The organism is Paenibacillus dendritiformis, from assembly GCF_945605565.1.
GTDB lineage: Bacteria > Bacillota > Bacilli > Paenibacillales > Paenibacillaceae > Paenibacillus_B > Paenibacillus_B dendritiformis_A.
Window position 1 is genome coordinate 4,947,719 of the sequence record NZ_OX216966.1, and the last position, 17,792, is coordinate 4,965,510.

General features: G+C 56.7%; 17 protein-coding genes. 11 read left to right on the forward strand and 6 right to left on the reverse strand.

Annotation, left to right across the window (positions count from 1 at the left end; translation table 11 throughout):
• The first annotated feature begins 305 nt into the window (after positions 1-305).
• The 8 genes from nhaC to NNL35_RS22210 all read left to right on the forward strand — a co-directional run bounded on the left by nhaC (position 306) and on the right by NNL35_RS22210 (position 6,861).
• Positions 306-1,745, forward strand: coding sequence for a Na+/H+ antiporter NhaC (nhaC, locus tag NNL35_RS22175; protein WP_006678737.1), 1,440 nt, complete (start codon positions 306-308; stop codon positions 1,743-1,745).
• Positions 1,746-1,842: 97 nt separating this feature from the next.
• Complete coding sequence (locus tag NNL35_RS22180; protein ID WP_006678738.1) at positions 1,843-2,202, forward strand: hypothetical protein; 360 nt, start codon at positions 1,843-1,845, stop codon at positions 2,200-2,202.
• Between the two features lie 54 nt (positions 2,203-2,256).
• Positions 2,257-2,421: a hypothetical protein gene (locus tag NNL35_RS22185; RefSeq protein ID WP_158000470.1), complete on the forward strand. Its 165-nt coding sequence runs from the start codon at positions 2,257-2,259 to the stop codon at positions 2,419-2,421.
• 225 nt (positions 2,422-2,646) lie between these two features.
• Positions 2,647-3,480, forward strand: a complete 834-nt coding sequence (gene kduI / locus NNL35_RS22190) for a 5-dehydro-4-deoxy-D-glucuronate isomerase (protein ID WP_006678739.1) — start codon at positions 2,647-2,649, stop codon at positions 3,478-3,480.
• Between the two features lie 37 nt (positions 3,481-3,517).
• Complete coding sequence (locus tag NNL35_RS22195) at positions 3,518-4,270, forward strand: DeoR/GlpR family DNA-binding transcription regulator (RefSeq protein WP_006678740.1); 753 nt, start codon at positions 3,518-3,520, stop codon at positions 4,268-4,270.
• A gap of 69 nt (positions 4,271-4,339) precedes the next feature.
• Positions 4,340-5,098 carry a 2-dehydro-3-deoxy-D-gluconate 5-dehydrogenase KduD gene (gene kduD, locus NNL35_RS22200; RefSeq protein ID WP_006678741.1) on the forward strand — a complete coding sequence of 253 codons (759 nt, stop codon included), beginning with the start codon at positions 4,340-4,342 and terminating at the stop codon, positions 5,096-5,098.
• A 62-nt stretch (positions 5,099-5,160) separates the two neighbouring features.
• Positions 5,161-6,300, forward strand: coding sequence for a glycoside hydrolase family 88 protein (locus NNL35_RS22205; protein WP_006678742.1), 1,140 nt, complete (start codon positions 5,161-5,163; stop codon positions 6,298-6,300).
• Between the two features lie 72 nt (positions 6,301-6,372).
• Complete coding sequence (locus NNL35_RS22210) at positions 6,373-6,861, forward strand: hypothetical protein (protein WP_006678743.1); 489 nt, start codon at positions 6,373-6,375, stop codon at positions 6,859-6,861.
• 151 nt (positions 6,862-7,012) lie between these two features.
• On the opposite strand, the gene NNL35_RS22215 is transcribed toward NNL35_RS22210, so the two are convergent.
• A complete protein-coding gene (locus tag NNL35_RS22215) occupies positions 7,013-7,885 on the reverse strand; it encodes an AraC family transcriptional regulator (protein WP_006678744.1) in 873 nt (290 codons plus the stop codon).
• A gap of 175 nt (positions 7,886-8,060) precedes the next feature.
• Between NNL35_RS22215 and melA the strand changes: the two genes are divergently transcribed.
• Positions 8,061-9,359: an alpha-glucosidase/alpha-galactosidase gene (gene melA, locus NNL35_RS22220; RefSeq protein ID WP_006678745.1), complete on the forward strand. Its 1,299-nt coding sequence runs from the start codon at positions 8,061-8,063 to the stop codon at positions 9,357-9,359.
• Positions 9,360-9,505: 146 nt separating this feature from the next.
• On the opposite strand, the gene mdh is transcribed toward melA, so the two are convergent.
• Positions 9,506-10,429, reverse strand: coding sequence for a malate dehydrogenase (gene mdh / locus NNL35_RS22225; protein WP_006678746.1), 924 nt, complete (start codon positions 10,427-10,429; stop codon positions 9,506-9,508).
• A 136-nt stretch (positions 10,430-10,565) separates the two neighbouring features.
• Positions 10,566-11,618, reverse strand: a complete 1,053-nt coding sequence (locus tag NNL35_RS22230) for a YeiH family protein (RefSeq protein ID WP_040733382.1) — start codon at positions 11,616-11,618, stop codon at positions 10,566-10,568.
• Positions 11,619-12,008: 390 nt separating this feature from the next.
• Between NNL35_RS22230 and NNL35_RS22235 the strand changes: the two genes are divergently transcribed.
• Positions 12,009-12,893, forward strand: coding sequence for a LysR family transcriptional regulator (locus tag NNL35_RS22235; protein ID WP_006678748.1), 885 nt, complete (start codon positions 12,009-12,011; stop codon positions 12,891-12,893).
• Positions 12,894-13,062: 169 nt separating this feature from the next.
• Here the strand turns inward: NNL35_RS22235 and NNL35_RS22240 are convergent, their stop codons facing one another.
• Entirely contained in the window at positions 13,063-13,782 is a 720-nt protein-coding gene (locus tag NNL35_RS22240; protein WP_006678749.1) for a TerC family protein, read from the reverse strand.
• 369 nt (positions 13,783-14,151) lie between these two features.
• Here NNL35_RS22240 and msrA point away from each other — a divergent pair, with 369 nt between their 5' ends.
• Positions 14,152-15,126, forward strand: a complete 975-nt coding sequence (gene msrA, locus NNL35_RS22245; RefSeq protein ID WP_006678750.1) for a peptide-methionine (S)-S-oxide reductase MsrA — start codon at positions 14,152-14,154, stop codon at positions 15,124-15,126.
• A 115-nt stretch (positions 15,127-15,241) separates the two neighbouring features.
• On the opposite strand, the gene NNL35_RS22250 is transcribed toward msrA, so the two are convergent.
• The gene (locus NNL35_RS22250; RefSeq protein ID WP_006678751.1) at positions 15,242-16,201 is read right to left on the reverse strand and encodes a DUF4261 domain-containing protein; all 960 of its coding nucleotides are present in this window, start codon (positions 16,199-16,201) and stop codon (positions 15,242-15,244) included.
• Positions 16,202-16,286: 85 nt separating this feature from the next.
• Positions 16,287-17,324: a Gfo/Idh/MocA family protein gene (locus NNL35_RS22255; RefSeq protein WP_006678752.1), complete on the reverse strand. Its 1,038-nt coding sequence runs from the start codon at positions 17,322-17,324 to the stop codon at positions 16,287-16,289.
• Positions 17,325-17,792: the final 468 nt, after the last annotated feature.

Genomic DNA, 17,792 nt, shown 5'->3' on the forward strand with positions numbered 1-17,792 from the left:
CGCTATTTTTTTGCCAGGCCGCGTACACTCGTTCTTGCCTCCGGCAATCCGCAGTCGAGTGCGCTCGTTCTTGTCATTGGACTTGACCTCCGTCGATCTATCCCTCATTCCTGCCGCTGGCAGTAACTTCCCTTGACCATCCGGACAACCCCCGATAAAGTAGACTATGTACTATTATTTTGCTTTATCGCGGTCAAGCGGGTAAGCGACCATGCGAAAATGCGTTCTCGCGCGATAATACCATCGCCTTGCATGTCAATCTTGCGCCCGGCTTGTTCCGCCTATCAATTAAGGAGATGTAAATTATGAATTCATCAACGAGCACTGCCGAGCAGGAGACGCTTCGGTTCGGGCAGAGCGTTACGATCTTCATTGCGATTCTGCTTATTCTCATCGTCCCGATTCTCGGATGGCGGGTAGAGCCGCATATTCCGCTGATTGCCGCTTCGGTTGCGGCCGGCGGACTCCTGCTGCTGTTCGGCCGGTCCTGGGACGACGTGGAGCGAGCCTTCGTCCGCGGGTTGCAAGCATCGGTCCAGCCTGCGCTCCTGCTGACGCTGATCGGCATTCTCATCGGAGTCTGGATGATGAGCGGAACGGTGGCGACCTTGCTCTTCTACGGCACGTCCCTCTTCCAGCCGCAATGGTTCACCCTGAGCGCGCTGGTGCTTACCATGATTGTCTCGATGTTCGTCGGCAGTTCGCTTACGACGGTCGGCACGTTCGGGGTCGCCCTTGTCGGCATGGCCGCCTCCATGGGGGTCCATCCCGCGATCGCTGCGGGAGCGGTCGTATCGGGCGCCTGCTTCGGAGACAAAATGTCCCCGTTGTCCGACACAACCAACTTCGCCTCAGCCGTGGCCCGGGTATCGATCCCCGATCATATCCGCAACATGACGAAGACGACGGTACCGGCGTTCATTCTTACCTGTATCGCCTTCGCGTTAATCGGCTCCTCTTCCGCGCCCGATATGGAGGCGTTGGAAGCATTGCAGCGCGATATCGGGCAGAGCTTCCATATTACGCCGTGGGCGCTGCTCCCGCTGGCCGTCGTGCTCATCGCTGCGTTCAAGCGGGTGCCTGTCGCGCTGACGATGCTGCTTGGCATCGGCTCCGGCCTGGCTGTGGCGGCGCTGCTTCAGCATGCGTACGATATCCGGCAGTGGATCAGCGTGATGCACTATGGATTCTCGGGCAGCTTCGCCCTGGAGGATACCGCCCGCATTATGAACCGGGGCGGCTTGCAGTCGATGGCCGGCACGATCGCGCTTATCGCCATCGCATTCGGCATGGGCGGGCTGTTGCAGCATGGCGGAGTCATACCCGCCTTGTTCCATCGCCTCATCGCGCCGATCCGGAAGAAGGAATCGCTCGTCGTCGCAAGCGGCCTGAGCTCTATCGGCGTGAATGTCATTACCGGAGAGCAGTACATGTCCATCCTGCTACCGGGGCAGTTGTTCGCCGATGAGTATGACAAGCGGAATATTCCGCGGAAGACGCTGTCGCGGACGCTGGAGGATTGCGGCACGCTGGTCAACCCGTTAATCCCGTGGGGCGTCAGCGGCGCGATGATGACCGGCGCCCTCGGCTTGCCGGTGCTGGACTACGCGCCTTATGCGTTCTTTCTCTGGCTGTCGCCGCTCGTTACCTTCGCCTTCGTGCTGCTGCCAGGGCTGAAGCGTGGCGCGCTCGGCCTCGGGTCCGCCTCATCGGCGCGCGGAGATGCCAAGAATGCCGGACTGTAGGCCGCATGTTGTCCCTTCCCTGACAATATGGTAATCTCATAGCAGAGATCGGCCCGGGTCCATGCGAAGGTGGCAGGGCAAGGAGAGGAGGACGGCAGTGATTCACCATAAGTATCCATCGTGGATCCGCTACGCGGTTATCTTCATCTCGGTAATCGCCCTGCTCGCCTCTTCCCTGCTGCCCTCCGCGCCCGAGGAACCGTTGCAGCTGGGGGAAGGAAGCGCCTATTATCAGCATGACCGGCATTACGAGTCCGTTGTCGGCTCTCTTCATCAATATGTGGTGAAGATCCATACGTTCGTGACGTGGAAGATTCTGTTCATGCTCTACCTGCTTCTGCTTCTCGCCAGAAGCGCCGTTCCACGCTTCCGGTTCCGCGTGCCGTATCTGATTTTGCGCCGCAGGCTTCTCTTGCGGCCGTTGAAGTACACCTCGCGCTTCGTCTTCGCCGAATAGATTGCAAGTGTCCGAATCCGGACCTGCAGCCTAAGCGGCGAGGAGGTGTGGCAGATGAAGGCAACCGGTCCAGATCAAGCCAAGCCTGCGGCGAACAGCGGCAAGCAAGGCCAGCAATTGAAGACCGATATGAAGGTCATTAATCGGGATATCCGCAATATCCTGGTGTTCACGGCGGCATCGATCGTGATCATTGTCGCCCTATACTATTTGATGTAGTTGGCCGCATCGGCCCTAATACCTTTGCCCGCACGGGGTTCATCCCCTGCGGGCAAAGGTTTTTTTATGCCTGCCTGCTATTCAAGGTTCATTTTTTTCGAAACGAACATATAACTCGCCATAAAATAAACTTATATAAACATTTAATTGAACCTAAATGAACATTAAGCTATACTATGAACGATAGCATTCATCATTTACTTATCCTAAGGAGGAAATCATATCATGGAAATCCGTTACGCTTGTCATCCTGAAGGCGCGAAGGGCTATGACACTTCCCGTCTGCGCGAGGAATTTCTCATCGAGAAACTGTTTATCGACAATGAGATTCAAATGGTGTACAGTCATGTCGACCGGTACATTACCGGCGGCGTCCTGCCGACGACGAAGACGGTGAAGCTGGAAGCGGACGCGAAGGAAATGGGCGCCGATTATTTCCTGGAGCGGCGGGAGATCGGAATTATTAATGTCGGCGGAGAAGGCGTCATCACCGTGGACGGCGTTGCCTATGACATGGAGCCGCGCGACTGTCTCTATATCGGCATGGGAAGCAAGGATGTGACGTTCGCCAGCAAAGAGGCTGCCCGCCCGGCGCGCTTCTACTTCAACTCGACGCCGGCGCACAAGACGTATCCAACGGAGAAGGTGGCCATCAGCAAGGCAACGCCGCAGCATCTCGGCAGTCTGTCGAGCTCCAACGAGCGCACCATCTATAAATATATCCATAAAGGCGGCGTGCAAAGCTGCCAGCTCGTCATGGGCATGACGCTGCTGAAGCCGAACAATATGTGGAATACGATGCCTTGCCATACCCATAATCGCCGCTCTGAAGTCTATTTCTATTTCGATATGCCGGAGGACGGTGTCGTCTTCCATCTGATGGGCGAGCCGCAAGAGACGCGCCATGTCGTCGTTCGGAACGAGCAAGCGATCATTTCCCCTAGCTGGTCGATACATAGCGGCGTCGGCACAAGCAATTATACGTTCATCTGGGGCATGGCCGGAGAGAACCAGACATTCGAAGACATGGATATGGTCGATATGAAGGATTTAAAGTAAAGAACGTAAAGGATATGAAGCAAAGGATTTGAAGAAAATGTCCAATGTAAAACGCCATCAACAAATTATGGAGCTTCTCATTCAACAGGGGGAAGTCAAAGTGAACGAGCTGAGCGAGCAGCTGGAAGTGACCGGGAAGACAATCCGCGCCGATCTCGAAGCGCTTGAAGCGCAAGGCCTGCTTACCCGCGTTCACGGCGGCGCCGTGTTGAAAAATATGTCCGATCTCGGGCTGCTGCCCGTGCAGGCGCCGAACCGCCAGCACCTGAGCGAGAAAGCCGAGATCGCGGAGAAAGCCGTACGCCTCATCGAGCCCGACGACATCATTGCCCTTGATGGCGGAAGCACGACGCTGGAGATGGCGAAGCGTCTGGATCATGAATCGTTGACGGTCGTGACCAACGACTTGTTCATCATCGCCGAGCTGATACGGAAGCCGGACATCCGCCTCGTCGTTCCCGGCGGGTACCGCAACCGCAATCTGCTCGTCAGCAGCGAGGCGGTGCAGCTGGTCCGCAAGCTCAATATCCAGAAGGCGTTCGTCTCTTCCACCGGAATTCATACCGAGAACGGTCTAACGATCTACACGAGCGAGCTGGTTGATCTGAAGCGCGCCTGGATCGAGACGGCCAAGCATTCATACGGAGTCGTCGATCATACCAAGTTCGGCAAATCGGCGCTTCTGACCTTCGCTTCCTTGTCGGACATGACCGCCGTCATCACCGACAGGGGCCTGAGCGAGGAAGCGAGGGCGACCTATATAGCGGCAGGAGTCCCGGCGATCTTGTAAGCGCGCGGCCGGGACCTGTCCTCAACTCAACCATCCATCGAATATGTCAGTTACCAAGGAGGAAGGTGTATGCAATCCATCTTCGATTTACGGGGCCGCACCGCCGTCGTAACGGGCGGAGGCATCGGCCTCGGCTACGGCATCGCCGAGGGTCTGGCCCGGGCAGGCGCCGATCTGATTCTCGTCTCTCACAACGTTCGCGAGGAGCCGCTGCAGAAGCTGCAGGATCTCGGGATTAAGGCCACCTTCATTCAGGCCGATCTGAAAGATCTGGACAGAATTGAAAGCGTTGTCGAACAATGCCTGGAGTCCGCCGGTGGCAAGGTCGATATCTTGGTGAACAATTCCGGCATCATCCGCCGTACGCCCGCGGCGGACCATCCGTTATCGGACTGGCATGAGGTGCTGCAATTGAATCTGCATGCCGTCTTCTACTTGTGCCAGTCCTTCGGCAAGCTGATGATTCAGCGCAGATCCGGCAAAATCATCAACATCGCCTCGATGCTCTCCTTCCAGGGCGGCATCAATGTGCCCGGGTATACCGCAGCGAAGCATGGGGTCGCCGGCATCACGAAGGCGCTCGCGAATGAATGGGCGAAGCATGGCGTCAACGTCAACGCGATCGCTCCAGGTTATATGGCGACCGACAACACGCAGCAGCTCCGCGACGACGAGAAGCGCAGCGCGGAGATTCTGGGCCGGATTCCGGCGGGACGCTGGGGGACGCCGGAGGACTTGGCCGGACCTGCCGTGTTCCTCGCCTCCTCCGCCTCGGATTACGTGAATGGTCATATTTTGTGCGTGGACGGCGGCTGGATGAACCGCTAATAGGGGTTGTTCACAAAGCCCGCTTGTGATCACGTTCCAATACGAGAAAGGGGCAATGAACGGTGAAAACGCTATGGGCGCAAGCTATTGAAGACGCGGTGTCGAAGACGAGAGCCAATATTGAGCGCTTCGGGGAGCGGTTCCCCCATGTCGGCCGGGATGGCGGGGCATATCTTCTGAACGACAATACGGACTGGACCGACGGCTTCTGGAGCGGCATGTTATGGCTCTGCTATGAGTATACGAAGGATGAAGCCTTCGCCGAGGCGGCCCGCCGCACGGTGCGAAGCTTCGATGAGCGGCTCCGGAGAGATATCGCGCTTGATCATCACGACATCGGGTTTCTGTATTCGCTCTCTTCCAAGGCACAGTGGATTATCGAGCAGGATCCGGCGGCGCGCGACTTGACGATCCGTGCGGCGGATAAGCTCTTGAACCGCTGGCGAGAGAAGGGACGCTATATTCAGGCGTGGGGTCCGAAGGGCGATCCGAACAACGGCGGCCGCATCATCATCGACTGTCTGATGAATCTGCCGCTGCTATTCTGGGCAACGGAAATGACCGGGGACAACCGTTATGCCGAAGTGGCGCGCATTCATGCCGAGCTGAGCAGACGCTATCTCGTGCGCGGCGATGATTCCTCGTATCATACGTTTCATTTTGAGCCCGAGAGCGGCGAGCCGATCGGAGGGTCGACGCATCAAGGATATACGAACGGCTCCACGTGGACGCGCGGCCAGGCCTGGGGCATATACGGCTTCGCCCTCGCCTACCGTTATACGCGCGACCATCATTTCCTGGAGACGTCCCGGCGCATGGCCCGCTATTTCCTGGAACGGCTGCCGGAGGATCATGTCGTCTACTGGGATTTCGATGTGGCTGCTGAAGACTCGACGCCAAGGGACAGCTCCGCCTCCGCGATTACAGCCGCAGGGCTCCAGGAGCTGCTGGCGCATCTGCCGGCCGATCATCCGGAGTGCGCCTGGATCGAGAGCGGCCTGCAGAAGATGATGGAAGCGCTCGTCCGCCGCTACTCGACGATGCAGCTCCCGGAGGAAGACGGCTTGCTCCGGCGCGGCTCCTATGCCGTGCGGCTCGGCCACAGCCCGGACGACTATGTCATCTGGGGCGACTATTATTACTTGGAGGCCTTGATGCGCCTCGAACGAGGCGTGCCCGGTTACTGGTATAACCGCGCCTGACGATTATCATGATCACACTTGGAATCGCGTTGGCGGACACTCTTTCTTTTGAACAAGCGGAGGTGCAGTCAGGTGGAGGAACTTCACAGGAAGTTCATTGCGCGCCGGCTTCCATTTAAAAACACAATTCATGAAGTTGAGAAAATGCTAAAAGTGAAATACTTGGCCGAGGAAATTCCTAAATCATCATTGACTGACTTACAGTATGAGATGAAGGAGACTTACAACAAGATAATCAAGTGTTTCAAGATTGAGGACGAAAAGATTTTACAGCGTGTATGTAGTCATGCAGATAAAAAGTTGCATGAAGAATATACAGATGGCAGATCGCCAAACTCACTAGAGACCGAATGGAGTAAAATCAATTCCGGTAAATTACTCCGCATCATTCTGATAAGCGATGATGGCAAGACGATGAGCAATTACAAAGTGCAAGGCATTTGTACCGCTTTGGTTCAAGATCTTGCCATTATGCTGGGGATTTCCCTTGAAAATTGCTCACTCGACAACAGTTATTATGTGAAATATCTTCAATTGCTCCAGTTGCGCGGCTATTTGTAGAATGATGTGGCGGCAAGGATAGTGCTCAAGTGCAAGCACTATCCTTTTTGTCATTACGGCATCCGGCCATCGGCGGTTGAACCTTAAAGGGGTCCGCCCCATCGCCGCCATGGCACCGGTAACTCCGGTCAAGCTGCGCGGAGCCTGCTCTTTACCGGTAAGCGCATTCGGTGACCTGGTTCCTCTGCATTTCCGCACGGTGGGCGGTTGGGGAGCGCTTATACCATTTTTTATACAGCTTCGAAAAATACAACGCATCCTCATAGCCGACGGAAGCGGCAATCTGCTCCATCGTCAGCTTCGTCGTCAGCAACAGCGTCCGCGCCCGCTCCATCCGGATGCGCAGCAGAAATTGCATCGGAGATTCCCCCATCTGCTTGCGGAACATTTTCGATAAATAGGTCCGGTGATAACCGAGCTTCTGCGCCAACTCGTCGATAGATATCGATTTGTCATGCTGCAGCGTCAGCCATCTGGCCGCCTGTTCCACCTGCCGCTCGATATCGGTTCGGGTGTCTTCCTTCCCGGAGCGCAGCGCTGCGCCTGCGGCCCGCGCATATTCAGACAGGATCAGGCGAAAATATCCCTCCGCCTCCATATCTCCCGCATGTCCGCCACGGTTAAGCGCTTTCGTTACATTGCGAAGCAGCGCGTTCAATCGATGGTGACGGTAGCTCTGCAAGACAGGCACATGCGGCCCGACCCCGATCTCGGCCAGTATCCGGTCGGCCTCTTGTCCGCGGAACCCGACCCAGCGATATTGCCACGGCTCCTCGCCATCGGATTCATACCGCACCATTTCCCCCGGAAAAATAAAAAAGCTGTCGCCGCTGCGAAGCTGGTACTCCTGCCCGCGAATGACGAAGGTGCCCTTGCCGGACAAAATGCTGTGCACCAAATAATAATCATGCACTGTGGGTCCGATGCGGTGATGGGGTTCTGTCTTCGCCTGACCGCTGAAAAGAATCGTCAATTCCCCGCGGGACGGGTACTCGTTAATCGCGATATTCGCTGTCTCCGCCATCGGCATGTCCTCCTCATCAGGATACAATATTCCATACTGTCGACCAAAATAACCATACTCTTCTCTTGTCAAATCAGATACATTGATTGTAACGCATCTGCGTGCAAGTTGCATCAGACCATGAAAAATATTTATTGAGATTTTATTCCCTGTCCACCGAAAGGATGATCTTGCTATGGGTAAAATTACGTTTCTCGGTGCCGGAAGCACGGTATTCGCCAAAAATGTATTGGGCGACTGCATGCTGACGCCTGCGCTGCAATCATTCGAGCTGGCCTTGTTCGACATCGATCACGAACGCCTACGGGATTCGGAGCGGATGTTGAATAATCTGGTTGCATCGACCGGCAGCACATGCCGGGTCGTCGCTTACCATGACCGTAAGGAGGCGCTTCGCGGCGCCAAGTACATCGTCAACGCGATTCAAGTCGGCGGCTATGATCCGTGCACGATTACCGATTTCGAGATTCCGAAAAAATACGGCCTGCGGCAAACGATCGCCGATACGGTCGGCATCGGCGGAATATTCCGCAACCTGCGCACGATCCCGGTCATGCTCGACTTCGCCAGAGACATCCAGGAGGTCTGCCCGGATGCGTGGTTCCTCAATTATACGAATCCGATGGCGGTATTGACCAACGTCATGATTACGCATGGCGGCGTGAAGACGGTTGGCTTGTGTCACAGCGTGCAGGTGTGCATGCCTTGGCTGTTCGAGCATCTCGGCATGGATTCTACGGGCGTGCAGACGAAAATCGCCGGCATCAACCATATGGCCTGGCTGCTGGAAGTGACGAAGGACGGTCAAGATCTGTATCCGGAGATTAAGCGCCGGGCGGCGGAGAAGCAGAAGGAGAAGCACTATGATATGGTGCGCTACGAGCTGATGTTCAAGTTCGGCTATTATGTCACCGAGTCGTCCGAGCATAATGCCGAGTATCATCCTTATTTCATCAAGCGGGCCTATCCGGAATTGATCGACAAGCTGAACATTCCGCTGGATGAATATCCGCGCCGCTGCGTGAATCAGATCGCTTCCTGGAAGGAGATGCGCGAGAAGCTGGTGAACGATACCCGGCTGGAGCATTCCCGCTCGCATGAATATGCTTCCTATATTTTCGAAGCGATGGAGACGGGGGTGCCGTTCAAGCTTGGCGGCAACGTCATGAATACGGGGCTGATTCCGAATCTTCCGGCGGAAGCCTGCGTCGAGGTGCCATGTCTCGTCGATCGCAGCGGCGTGACGCCAACCTATGTCGGCAATCTGCCGCCGCAGCTGGCCGCGCTGAACCGGACCAATATCAACACGCAGCTCCTGACGATCGAAGCGGCCATCACCGGCAAAAAAGAGCATATCTACCATGCGGCGATGCTCGATCCGCATACATCCGCCGAGCTTAGCCTCGACGATATCGTATCGCTGTGCGACGATTTGATTGAAGCGCATGGCAGCTGGCTGCCGGCGTTCCGATAAGCTGCGGCCCATCTGCATCGGCGCAGACGCACAGACAGACCGTATCTCCTTCCGCGAGGATACGGTCTGTTTTGTCCGCTGTGCGTGCGCGCAAGCCACGAGTCCGATCGTAGCTTCGCGTGAACGCGTTCATATGGAAGGCCGAGCTAAGCTTGTCCGAACCCCTTCCGGACCGCTTCGGCCGAGTTCATCAAATCTTGCCGCTCCTGAGGCAGCAGATCCAATTCCACAATCTTTTCAACGCCGAATCGTCCCAGAATGACCGGCACGCCCACGAACAGATCCGCGATGCCATATTCGCCCTTCACATAAGCGGAGACGGGCATGACCGCCTTCTTGTCCTTCAGTACAGCCTCCATCATCGCGACGACCGACGAAGCCGGCGCATAATAGGCGCTGCCCGTTTTCAGCAGATGAACAATCTCGGCACCGCCGTGGCGGGTACGTTCGACGATGCTCTCCAGCGTCTCCGGATCGAGCAGCTTCTCAACCGGAACCCCGCCGGCCTGCGAGTAACGGATCAACGGCACCATCCCGTCGCCATGTCCTCCCAATACAAGCGCGCCTACATCTTCGCAGGAGATGCCGAGCTCCAGCGCGATAAAGCTGCGCATGCGCGTCGAGTCCAGCACGCCCCCCAATCCGATCACCTTCTCCGGCGCATATCCGGACTCTTGCAGCGCGACCTGCGCCATTACATCGGACGGATTCGTCACGACGATAAGCAGGGCATGTGGAGAATACGGTGTAATCTCCCGCACGACTTGCTTCACAATGTTCACGTTCGTATCCAGCAGATCGTCCCGGCTCATGCCCGGCTTGCGCGCCATCCCGGCCGTCACGATGATGATGTCGGAGTTCGCCGTATCGCTGGGCTGGCTCGTGCCGACCACCAGACAATCGAAGCCCTCCACCGGGCCGGATTCCTGCAAATCCAGCGCCTTGCCCTGAGCTGCCTCGGTCATGATGTCATACAATACGACATCGCCGAGACCCTTCAGCACCGTCAAATGCGCTATGGTGGCGCCGACATTGCCGCTACCGGCAATCGTAATCTTCGCTCTCTTCATCGCTTATCTTCCTCTCCACATGACATGGCCGGCGCATGAGGCCCGGTTGAATCATCGACTCATGCGCCGGCTTCGCTCCGCTGCGGCGAAGCCGCCTCTGGCATGCCGTCCGCTCCCCGCACAAGAGCATGGGGAATTAGGCAAGCCCAAGCAGATGGACCAAGGCGAAGCCGAGACCGGACAGCAGCACCGAACCGATAAGCCCCGCCGCGAATGAGGTCATGCCAAGCCGGCGGAATGCGACCAGATCGACGTTCAGGCCAAGACCGGCCATCGCCATCGCGATCAGCATATAAGCCAGTGTCACAATGCCGGAAGCGATGTCTGCAGAGATGATGCCCAATGAATTGATGCCGCTCACGATCAAGAAGCCGAGGATGAACCAAGGAATCGGTATCGTGCGCCAGGACAGCTTCGTACTGTTGCCCTTCTCCCGCTGCTCGGCCCGGCTTGCCCAGATGCCGATAAGAATCGCTACCGGAACGAGAAGCGCCACCCGGGTCAGCTTCACGATGACCGCCATATCGACCGCGCCGTCGCCTCCGGGCGCCGCAGCCGCAATGACGTGCGCAATCTCATGCAGCGTCGCGCCCGCGAAGATGCCGTATCCATTCTGCGTCAATCCGAGCAACGGATACAAAAAGGTATACAAAAGCGTAAAGATCGTGCCCAATATCGCGACCATGGCCGCTCCAATGGCCGTCTCCTCGTCCTTGGCCTTAATCTGCGGCGAGATCGCGACAACCGCAGCCGCCCCGCAAATGGCCGTGCCGCATGCCGTCAGAATGCCGAGCCGCTTCTCTACCTTGAACAGCCTTGCCAATCCATAAACGACACTAATGGCGAATATAATGACGATGACCGCAATCAGAAATACTTTCGGTCCCGCATGGACGATATCCATCAAATTCAGCCTCATCCCAAGGAGTATAATCCCGAGTCGAAGCAGCTTCTTGCTTGAAAAATTCGTGCCTGCCACAATCTGATCGGGCACGCCAATCGTGGCACGCCACAGAATGCCGATCAAGATAGCGATAACAAGCTGGCCCATAATGCTAAGGAACGGAAGCCCGGCTAAATACTTGGCAGCCAGCGCGATGACAAGCGTCAATCCGATTCCAAGCGCAAAGCCAAGACCATTCCGCTGCTTGCGGGCCTTGCTTGCGCCAAGTCCTTCTCCCTGACTCATGTTTTTCCCCCAATTCTGTCTGGTTGCATTCTCACATTGCAGCGTTGCGGTGGTAAAGCATCGAACGCGCAGCACATTCCGGCACATTCCGGCAGCTCCCTATGCCAGGCCGCTTGTTGATCCTTGTTTCCCGTGTCGATGCCGGCAGCTTCCCGACGCCTTCCCGCCCGCCTGCATGTGAACCCTGATTACATGATCAACTATAAGACGAATGGAACTCAATGTGAAATACGAATATGCTATCCGGACGATTAGGAAAACTTATGCTTGCCCGGACGGCATCCGGATTGTTCCATTCGGGATAAAGGGATACAATGGGAGAGGATGAAAGCAAGCGATTCCATCAGCGGGATTAACGGTACAGCTCGATGGACACCGGAGGATTCGAACATGATTGTCGACACGTTGAAAGTATATGTTACCGTCGTAGAGCAGTGCAATTTTTCCAGAGCCGCCAAATTACTAAATCTGTCCCAGCCGGGCGTAAGCATGCATATCCGGAACCTGGAGAACGAATTCGGCATCAAGCTGATTCACCGGTCTCCCCGGCATGTGAAGACGACGGACGCCGGCCATATCCTCTACCAGCGGGCCAAGCAAATGCTTGCTCTGTACGAGAACGCCAAGGAGGAAATCCATCTGCTGCGGGATGAAGTGACCGGTTCGCTGAAGGTGGGAGCGAGCTTCACGATCGGGGAATATATTTTGCCGCGGCTGATCGCGGATTTTGCCCGTCAATATCCGCAGGTAGATATCCAGGTGATGATTGCCAACACGGAAGAGATCGCGCAAGCCGTGCGAGCGGATCAGCTCGATGTGGGGCTCGTCGAAGGCAAGGTTGACTATGCCGATATTTTGGTGGACCACCCGTTCATGGAGGACGAAATGATTCTCGTAGCGCCCCCGGATCACGAGCTGACCGCGCTGCCGAAGCTGGAGCCATCCATGCTTCAGGATCAGATTTGGATTCTGCGCGAGAGCGGTTCGGGAACCCGCTCCTACAGCGAGCAATTTATTCGCGATCTCGGCGTGGAGCCGAAGCGCACCTATGTGTTCAACAGCAGCCAAGGGGTGAAGGAGGCCGTTCTCGCCGGTCTTGGCATCGCTCTGCTCTCCCGTTGGGTCATCCATAAGGAATTGGAAGCGGGCGAGCTGCGCCGCATTCATGTTAAGGGAGGCCGCGTCATTCGGCCGTTCTTCATCTTGCAGGATAGGAAGGCAGCGTCGACCATGGCTATGAAAATGCTGATACAGCAGGTCCGGCAGCTGTCCTGAACGATTCATACGGGAGGAATGGCACCAATCTGCCTCTCCCTTCATAGGATGATACCAATGGACACTCTGTATGGGGATATAGCATCACTCCCTATCGCGGATCTCCGTGTATGTTCCTCCATGGCAAAAGCCGAAGGCTCTGCCTTCGGCTGGAGTCATGCCCGGACGATTACTCGCCCTGTGCACGATGATGATGGAGTTCCGGATGATCGTCCGCTTCCTGTGCCCGCTGCGCCCGATTCCGCTTAATGATAAGTCCTGTGGCAACGACAGCCAGCACGACGAGCGCCTCGAATCCGTATTTGATGAACGGATTGGTGAAGTACGGGGCGACAAATTTTTCAGCCACGAGCATTTTCGAGGCGGTCCAGGCCAGCACGGCGGATCCCAGCACGATAATAACCGGATAACGCTCGATAAACTTGAGCACAATCGTGCTTCCCCAGACAACAATCGGAAGCGAGATCATCAATCCGAGAATGACCAGGAATGGATGTCCCTTGGCGGCGCCCGCCACAGCCAGCACGTTATCGAGCCCCATAGCCGCGTCAGCGACGATGATGGTGCCGACGGCCGCTCCGATGCTGGTGCCGGCCTTGATGTTATGCTCCTTCTCTTCAATCATCAGCTTCACTGCAATCCAGAGCAGAAGAAGACCGCCGAACAATTGAAGTCCGGGAACCATCAGCAGGTAGACGACGAGCAAGGTGGCGATCGCCCGTATCACAATCGCTCCGGCAGTCCCCAAAATAATCACCTTTTTCTGGTCCTGCTTCGGAACATTGCGTGCGGCAAGGCCAATTACGATTGCATTGTCTCCTGCCAGCACCAGGTCGATGACCACGATCGACAACAATGCCGTCCAGAATTCAATTGAGAATAGTTCCACAATGACTTCCTCCCATACTGTAGTATGCTTGATACTACGAAAAATAAAACAAGCCGTCACCACGAGGCGACGGCTCAAAACGATCAAAAAAGACCTTTACCATCGCAACCCGTGGCAAAGGTCTCGCAAACAACGTGTACGTTGCCAGTACCGCCGGGGACGAGGCGACTCGATCCCGTAATGACGACGAATACTGTGCTAGCTACTCCCCTTTGTGGAGTATCGTTTTCGATATATTCATACTAGCACGGATCGGCAGCACATACAACCCTCATCTTTCAGCGGGGCCGCCCATTTTTGCGTGCGGCCTTTGTTGTCTCACGGCCTCCATTTGGTTATGATATGGCTATGCAAAGGAGTTGATATCCAATGAGCGACCATACTCAACCTTCTCTGGAAAAAGCGACATTCGCCGGCGGCTGCTTCTGGTGCATGGTGACTCCGTTCGAGGAATTGCCCGGGATCCACTCGATCGTGTCCGGATATACCGGCGGGCATACGGAAAATCCGACCTATGAAGAAGTGTGCACCGACCGGACCGGCCATGCGGAGGCCGTGCAGATTACGTTCGATCCCGCCGTATTTCCTTATAAGAAGCTGCTGGAGCTGTTCTGGCAGCAGATCGATCCGACCGATCCGGGCGGACAATTCTACGATCGGGGCTCCTCCTACCGGACTGCGATCTTCTACCATAACGAGAAGCAGCGGGAGGAAGCGGAGCAATCCAAGCAGGAACTGGAGCGCAGCGGCCGCTTCGACAAGCCGATCGCGACCGAGATTGTCCCGGCGACCGCCTTCTACCCTGCGGAGGAGCATCACCAGGACTATCATCGCAAGCAGCCGGCCCATTACAAACGGTACCGCACCGGCTCCGGGCGCGATGCCTTCATCGCCAAGCATTGGAGCGTAACCGAACAGGATAAAGCCCGGCTGAAGGAACGGCTCACCCCAATGCAGTTCCATGTCACGCAAAAGAACGGGACAGAGCCTCCGTTCCAGAACGAATTCTGGAATCATACGGGAGACGGCATCTATGTCGACATCGTCTCGGGCGAACCTCTGTTCAGCTCGCGCGACAAATATGATGCCGGCTGCGGGTGGCCAAGCTTCACGAGACCGCTCCGTTCTTATCATGTCGAAGAGAAGCTTGATCTGTCCCATGGCATGGTGCGCACCGAAGTGCGCAGCCGCTACGGCGACTCTCATCTCGGGCATGTGTTCGACGATGGTCCTGGCCCGAACGGACTGCGCTATTGCATCAATTCCGCCGCTCTGCGCTTCATTCCGAAGGAGAAGCTGGAAGAGGAAGGCTACGGCGAATATGCCGTCTTATTTGCCGATTGATCGACTGGCCGGCCCTTGGTCAAGCGCCGCCGCGCGCTTCGGATTAAGGGCCGGCTGCCGTTTGGCTGAAGCAGTGGCCCCCGCTCTGGATCTGGCATCGCTTCACGATTCGATGCTATTCCGGACGTTGATCCTGACCATGATGCTGTATGCCCGCATAGTGCTCCGGGCCGGGGTTCAGATCAAGCACATGCCGCATCGGCGCCGCCAAAGCAAGCTGATGCTCGCACTGCCAGCGAAGCTCCTCCGAGCCGACCGTCTCGCCATCCTGGATAATATCCCCTTGCTCGTACAAATAGTACGCGATATCGCCAACCCACGAAGCCACTTCATTCGGCTCCATCCCGCGGAAATGACACTGCACATCCGGCAAGCCGAGCGCCGCCAGACCACAGGTATCCATAATCATCTCATCTCTGCCATGCACGTTATAGAAGCGGAGATTCATCGCCCCGTATAAGCGATGGCCGGCTTCGAGCGCGGCCGCATAGGCTTGGGGATGGACGAGCTTGTCGCTGGCCTGGAAATAGATCGCTTCGCAAGGCGCCGTCTCCAGCAGAGCCCGAAGCGCACCGCCGATGAGCTGCAGACGCTGCTTGTACTCCAGGCCGCGCGCGCAGAAATCGGTCAGCAGCAGGGAGTGGCGGCAGCCGGCAACGGCCGCTCTCGCTTCCGGCCAATGCCAGGCTTGCTGCAGCGCCGTCTCGAAGGCTGCCTCCTCCACAGGCTTATCCGAAGTCATGATGCATGTCTGTGCCGGCAGCGCTCCCTCCTGGTACTCAATCATATGATTCATATGGAAGAAGTGCATGATGCCGCCGGCTTCCCCTGCTTCGCGCTCATAGGACTCCCATACCGCCAGATCGTCGCCCGGCTCCTCAGCTTCCTCCTCGTCCTCCGGCACTTGAATCTCTCCGGTATACTGCCGTATTTTGCTGTACAATGTCTCCCGGTCAAGTTCCGGCTTATCCTTGTACAGCAATTGAATGACGTACACATGCGCGAATCCGGATTGATCCTGCTCCTCAAGCCCATCCATAGCTTCTTCGTTCACAATCTCTTCATTGTTTGTCATGTCCCACACTCCCTATGTATTTGAATCGAGCCGTGCCATGCTTTTCCAGCCTCTACCGGGATGTCCCGTGTCCGGGACATCCCCATTACGTCTCCCGATAGGAAGCGTATTCCTGCAGCAGCGGGGCCATCTGCACCGTCGCTTGCCGGCGGGAGCTCTCCATGGCGCCGAACACCATCGCCATGCTCTTCACGTTGTCGGCGGCGCAAGTCTCTGCCGGCCGGCCTTCCGCCATGGCGGCGAAGATATCATCGAGGCAGCCAGCATGCCCCTCCCGGCCGTCCCAATCCATCGAGGCCTCCGTCCGCTTCGCTTCCCCGGCCTCATTGAACGATTCGGCTTCGATCCGGTCATCGCCGTCCCATATCGCGGTGCCTCGGCTTCCCGACACGCGCCAAGCCGCCTCCCATGACGTCGGGAAGCCTTGGGCGCTCCAGGAGCCGCGGTAGTTGAACACGGACCCGTCACTCATCTCGAAGGTGCAGACGGCGCTGGCATGGCCTGTATACCACGATCCGGGAAGATTCCATTCGTGGCAGGTCACGGATACCGGATCCGCCCCGGTGATGAAGCGCGCCTGATCGAACGTATGGATGGCCATGTCCAGAATTAGGGGACTCGCCATCTGCTCGCGGAAGCCCCCGAACCGTGGCGCCAGGAAGAAATCCGCCCCGACAAAGCCAATCGGGCCGATTACGCCTGACTTAACGAGGTCGCGGAACGCCCGAACCCGGCGCAAGTAACGGCGGTTCTGCATAATGGACAGGGACAACCCTGTCTTCCGCGACAGCTCCGCCAACTCTATCGCCGCGGACAGACTGGATGCCATCGGCTTTTCCGCTATTACATGACAGCCCATCTCCAATGCCGTCCCCGAGGTTGGGCGATGCGCATTCGGCGTCGTCACGTCGAAGACGAGATTGGCCCCGCTGCGCCGGATCGCTTCCCGCAGATCCGAATACAGCCCGCACGACAGGCCGTGCCTGTCCGCCATCTGCAAGGCGGCTTCCGGCCGAATATCGACGAGCCCGACGATCTCCGTATCCTCGCGCTCCCGGGCATACTCGATCCACGTATTGGCCATTTGGCCGCATCCGGCCACAACGACCTTCCATGTTGTCATAATGCGCCACGCTCCTTATTCCATAGGATTTGATAAGATTATACCCCAATCCCCTTCCGCAGCGAATAGATTCATGGATCCTCTATCACTGGGATATCGTCGAAATGTGCAAACCACCCTCTTTTGCGGCCAGCGTTCAATGTTCCTTGAACGGATTGGTACTGTTTCTGCCGCGTTGTTTCGCAAAATGGAGCTTTTGACCCTGCGGAGCTTTTGGTACTGCGGAGCTTTTGGCCTTGCGGAGCTTTCGGTACTGCGGAGCTTTTGACTGCGGAGCTTTTGGTACTGCGGAGCTTTCGGTACTGCGGAGCCCTTGGCCTTGCGGAGCTTTCAGTACTGCGGAGCTTTTGGCCTTGCGGAGCCCTTGGACCATTGATGTTTCTTTGTCGTCGTAGCATTGCCGCAGGCTTCCGCCTGCCCCCTGCGCGCGCCTGTTCCATGTCCTGCGAAGGTTCCGATCCTCCCCGG

Excerpts from the sequence above, each read along its gene's own strand:
- nhaC (WP_006678737.1), top strand. The coding sequence starts at position 306 with ATGAATTCATCAACGAGCACTGCCGAGCAGGAGACGCTTCGGTTCGGG.
- NNL35_RS22185 (WP_158000470.1), top strand. The coding sequence starts at position 2,257 with ATGAAGGCAACCGGTCCAGATCAAGCCAAGCCTGCGGCGAACAGCGGC.
- kduI (WP_006678739.1), top strand. The coding sequence starts at position 2,647 with ATGGAAATCCGTTACGCTTGTCATCCTGAAGGCGCGAAGGGCTATGAC.
- NNL35_RS22195 (WP_006678740.1), top strand. The coding sequence starts at position 3,518 with ATGTCCAATGTAAAACGCCATCAACAAATTATGGAGCTTCTCATTCAA.
- kduD (WP_006678741.1), top strand. The coding sequence starts at position 4,340 with ATGCAATCCATCTTCGATTTACGGGGCCGCACCGCCGTCGTAACGGGC.
- NNL35_RS22215 (WP_006678744.1), bottom strand. The coding sequence starts at position 7,885 with ATGGCGGAGACAGCGAATATCGCGATTAACGAGTACCCGTCCCGCGGG.
- melA (WP_006678745.1), top strand. The coding sequence starts at position 8,061 with ATGGGTAAAATTACGTTTCTCGGTGCCGGAAGCACGGTATTCGCCAAA.
- mdh (WP_006678746.1), bottom strand. The coding sequence starts at position 10,429 with ATGAAGAGAGCGAAGATTACGATTGCCGGTAGCGGCAATGTCGGCGCC.
- NNL35_RS22230 (WP_040733382.1), bottom strand. The coding sequence starts at position 11,618 with ATGAGTCAGGGAGAAGGACTTGGCGCAAGCAAGGCCCGCAAGCAGCGG.
- NNL35_RS22235 (WP_006678748.1), top strand. The coding sequence starts at position 12,009 with ATGATTGTCGACACGTTGAAAGTATATGTTACCGTCGTAGAGCAGTGC.
- msrA (WP_006678750.1), top strand. The coding sequence starts at position 14,152 with ATGAGCGACCATACTCAACCTTCTCTGGAAAAAGCGACATTCGCCGGC.
- NNL35_RS22250 (WP_006678751.1), bottom strand. The coding sequence starts at position 16,201 with ATGACAAACAATGAAGAGATTGTGAACGAAGAAGCTATGGATGGGCTT.
- NNL35_RS22255 (WP_006678752.1), bottom strand. The coding sequence starts at position 17,324 with ATGACAACATGGAAGGTCGTTGTGGCCGGATGCGGCCAAATGGCCAAT.